Below are 4,324 nucleotides of genomic sequence, written 5' to 3'. Positions count from 1 at the left end.
GATATAATTACAATATTAAAAAAGCATAAAAATAAACTAGAAGACAGTTCTATATATAAATCTTTCAAAAAAAGTCCAATTATTTTTATTTTTAGAAAGCTTTTCAATATTCAAATATACCTGAATAGGTTTTTAGAGTCTATATAGCAAATAATTACTTTTACTACTCTTATTGACCGTTTCACAAGTTGATATGCATTTGCACACATTGGTTGTAAAGTAACCAACTTATAAAATTTGAGCTTTTAACTCAATCAATAAGGCAACGAAGTTGCCAATCGGCATTTGACCCGGCTGTCCGTATGGCCTTGACTTTCCATTAGGAAAGTGGTCAAAACTTATTTGCTTGGAAAGACCCTCATACATGAATAATTGCTTTCCAAAAGTAACAACGAGGTTATTTTATCAATTGAAAATAAAATTAGCAATAGGAATTTTTAAAAAAATAAAAAAAACTTTTTAAAAAGAGCTATTGGCAAGTGTATTATTCTGGATCATTCACATCCAATAAATATATATACAGTCAAATTATTCATCAAAAACAGCAAAGGTTTTTTACAAAATATAGCATCCTTTAACTTTTCGAGAATAGTATAAAACTTGTAAATACAAATAATATGAATTAGAATATTCTAAGATTTCTACTATAAAATAAAATCGTTTCAATACCTTTTGGGAATCGACAAAAATATGTCATTTTGGTTTGAATAGATAATGTCAAATACTATATTACTATTATTTATATGAGATTTTTGTAATATACTACTTATGTCTGAGATTCAAGATATTAAATAGGCTTTGATCTACTACTTCAATAGAAGTGAGCTAGGAAAGCCCCGCCATTTTTCTTTATCATAATAAATGAATGGAGTGTTTATGATGAATTATAAACTACATAATAGTTTTTCTATTTCAAATAAGGTAGAATATTTAATCTTTTTTGATTTTGATGAAACGTACTTCCCTCATGCTTGTACCAAAGAGCAATTAAACAGTTTATGTGAGCTAGAAGAATACCTTAATAAACTTTCGAATGAAAAGTTTGTCAAAATCGGATGGGTAACTGGTAGTGACATTGATCAAATTGGTCATAAGATGGAGCGGGCAAAGATGTCCTATTGTCCTCATTTTATAGCTAGTGATTTAGGAACTGAACTAGTCGATGTAAACGAAAATGGTCAATTAATCCCTATAAAAGAATGGGAAAATAAACTACAGCATTCTAACTTTTCAAACTCCAAGATAGCAGAGTTAGTTAATGAACTTTATAATCAATATGAAATAAAACTAGTAGGGCAGACTCAATTAGGTCAGAAGCGTTACAAATCAAATTATTACTATATGATTAGCTCAGATACACAAACTGAAAGTGATTTAAATAAAATTAGGAATCTAGCAAAAATTAATGGTATTGGATTAAATATCAACCGTTGTAATCCTAAGGCGGGAGATCCAGAAGGTGCTTTTGATGTTGATTTTTTTCCTGATTTTGCAGGGAAGGAAGAAATCGTTAAGTTTATGATGAAACATCACAACGTCCCTTTAACTAACACAATTGCATTTGGAGATAGCGGCAATGATATCGGCATGCTAAAAGCAGTTCAACATGGCTATTTATTAGCAAATGCTACTGAAGAAGCTAGGCTATTACATAATAAAGTGGCATTATCTGATTATTCTAAAGGGATTTTAGAAGTTCTTAGAAAATTCTTTTCATAAATTTTTGTAAGAAGTGATGCTAAAGTATCAATAAACAAAGGAGTTTGGGACAATACTATTCCCAACTCCTTTTTTATATAAAATAAAGCGAGTATTATAACAGTTCTTTCACTTTAAACGTTACTATTCATTCCTTTTCAAATTCAAAAATATCTTGATTAATCAATTGACTGAAGTATCTATCCATTTCTTCTGCTGAAACACTTTTTCTATTCTGAAACCACCATATGCTTAAAGTTGAAATTACACCTGAATGGAATTCGATAATTAAATCATTAGGTATCGTATGATTTTTACAAAGTCGATTTAGCTCTTGATTCTCCTGTTTCTTTATTTCATGATTTTGAAAATGTATGCGGCTGATGAATTGCTCATCATCCATTTGTGACTCTATTATTTTACCAATCTCTTTATGATGTAAGAATTGTTCTATCACTTGAAACGGCTTACTTAATCGATCTAAAAGCGGAATTTTAAAAACTTCTTTTTCATATTGTTTAAATCCAGCTGCCAATAATGCATCTTTATCTTCAAAATGTTTATAAAATGTTGTTCGATGCACCATCGCACGATCACAGATTTGGTTGATGGTAATGGTACTATATTTCTGTTTTGATTGTGTCATTAATTCAAATAAAGACTCCCATAATAATTTATGTGTACGTCTGACACGTAAATCCAGCTGCCCCTCATTATTTTTCATCTACAATTCTCCTTATCTGTAGATTAATTATACAACCACTGAAAATTGATTCTCCCTCTTTAATCTACATATGTATATTATATTGAATATGATCTTTTGTATACAAATGTATTAAAAATAAAGAAAGCAAGAGGAAAAATCAATAAATGAATATTACAACCACGAGTTCCACTAATAGCAAAATTGATATCTCTACTATTAAACATACGCCCATTTTAATTGCATTAATTTTAGGTGCAATGGTCGCATTATTAAATGAAACATTACTTGGTAATGCTTTAACTGTATTAATGAGAGAATTTGATGTAACACCTTCCACAATTCAATGGCTTTCTACAGCCTACATGTTAGTTGTTGGAGTTTTAGTACCGATTACAGCTTTACTTCAACAATGGTTCACAACGAGACAAATGTTCTTAACCGCCATGTTAACTTTTTTAGTCGGTACTTTGATTGCTGGGTTTGCACCGACATTTGCTGTTTTATTAATTGGTCGTATTGTCCAAGCAATCGCCACTGGGTTAATTACACCATTACTAATGACTACGATTTTAACAATTTATCCACCTGAAAAACGTGGTGCCACAATGGGCTTAATAGCACTTGTTATGATGTCTGCACCAGCAGTTGGTCCTACATTATCCGGAATGATCGTTGATTCACTTGGGTGGCGCTGGTTATTCTACATGGTTATTCCTATAGTAATCATTTCAATTGTAATTGGAATGAAGTATCTTCAAAATGTTACAGAGTTAACACGACCAAAAGTTGATTATTTATCAATTCTTTTATCAACATTAGGTTTCGGTGGTATTGTGTATAGCTTTAGTGCTTCAGGTGATTCAGGATGGTCAGATCCTAAAGTTTATTACTCTTTAATAATCGGATCTATATCGTTATTAATGTTTGTTGTTCGTCAATTAAAAATCGATAATCCAATTTTAGAACTACGCGCATTCAGATTTCCAATGTTTACATTAACAATTGGGTTAATGTTCATCGTCATGATGTCACTGTTCTCAACAATGATGTTATTGCCAATGTTCTTACAATCGGTTTTACTTGTTACAGCCTTTAAATCAGGGCTAATAATGCTACCAGGAAGTATTATTAGTGCCATAATGGGACCGATAGCAGGTAAATTATTTGATAAATTTAGTCCAAAGCTTATTATCATCCCTGGTATTTTGTTAGTAGCTGTTGCAATGTGGCTATTTACTGGCATTAACCAGGAAACAACATCGATACAAATTATCTTGATGCACAGCGTATTAATGATTGGACTCATGTTTGTGATGCCAGCACAAACATATGGTTTAAATCAATTAACACCAGAGCTTCATCCACACGGTGCTGCTCTCTTCAATACATTACAACAGATAGCTGGAGCAATTGGCACAGCTATAATCATATCTAAAATGTCTTCAGGAACAACTCAATATATGGAAAACTCAGCGAATCCTATGGATCCTTTAGAACAGTTAAATGGATTAATATCTGGCTACCAAGGAGCATTTACGCTTGGGTTAATCTTTATAATCGTTGCCCTCGTTGCATCGTTATTCTTAAAAGGGAAAAATAAGAAAGTGAAATCCACTCAACTCTCTTACAATGAAAAATAAAAAGGGGCTGCCCCATAAGTCCCTTTGGAAGAGAAATCGTACAAATATGAGAAGGCCGAAATGCTGTTACATCAACATTTCGGCCTTTCACTTTTTATCCGTTTTAGGTTAAATTATCTCTTTTGAGACAGCCCCTTTACTATATCGTCCACCCTTACCTGTTCTTGAAAGGAAAAAGTTAGACAACAGGAAAGCATAAACTTAGTAATCCTACTATAATGATCCATCAGATCACTCGTTCAATATATAATTTAATAAATTAGTTAGCCACTATCTGTCT

Annotated in this window: 3 protein-coding genes; 2 read left to right on the top strand and 1 reads right to left on the bottom strand. The window is 31.8% G+C overall.

The window, feature by feature from the left end; genetic code table 11:
- The first annotated feature begins 879 nt into the window (after window positions 1-879).
- Window positions 880-1,719: an HAD-IIB family hydrolase gene (locus V7014_RS26110; RefSeq protein WP_335511870.1), complete on the top strand. Its 840-nt coding sequence runs from the start codon at window positions 880-882 to the stop codon at window positions 1,717-1,719.
- 127 nt (window positions 1,720-1,846) lie between these two features.
- Here the strand turns inward: V7014_RS26110 and V7014_RS26105 are convergent, their stop codons facing one another.
- Window positions 1,847-2,422 (bottom strand): TetR/AcrR family transcriptional regulator, encoded by a 576-nt coding sequence (locus V7014_RS26105; protein WP_335511868.1) that lies wholly within the window; start codon window positions 2,420-2,422, stop codon window positions 1,847-1,849.
- A 146-nt stretch (window positions 2,423-2,568) separates the two neighbouring features.
- Between V7014_RS26105 and V7014_RS26100 the strand changes: the two genes are divergently transcribed.
- A complete protein-coding gene (locus V7014_RS26100) occupies window positions 2,569-4,044 on the top strand; it encodes an MDR family MFS transporter (RefSeq protein ID WP_335511865.1) in 1,476 nt (491 codons plus the stop codon).
- Window positions 4,045-4,324: the final 280 nt, after the last annotated feature.

The sequence above is a fragment of the Bacillus sp. JJ722 genome, assembly GCF_036963345.1.
GTDB lineage: Bacteria > Bacillota > Bacilli > Bacillales > DSM-1321 > Bacillus_AD.
This window is presented reverse-complemented; position numbering and strand designations above follow the sequence as displayed.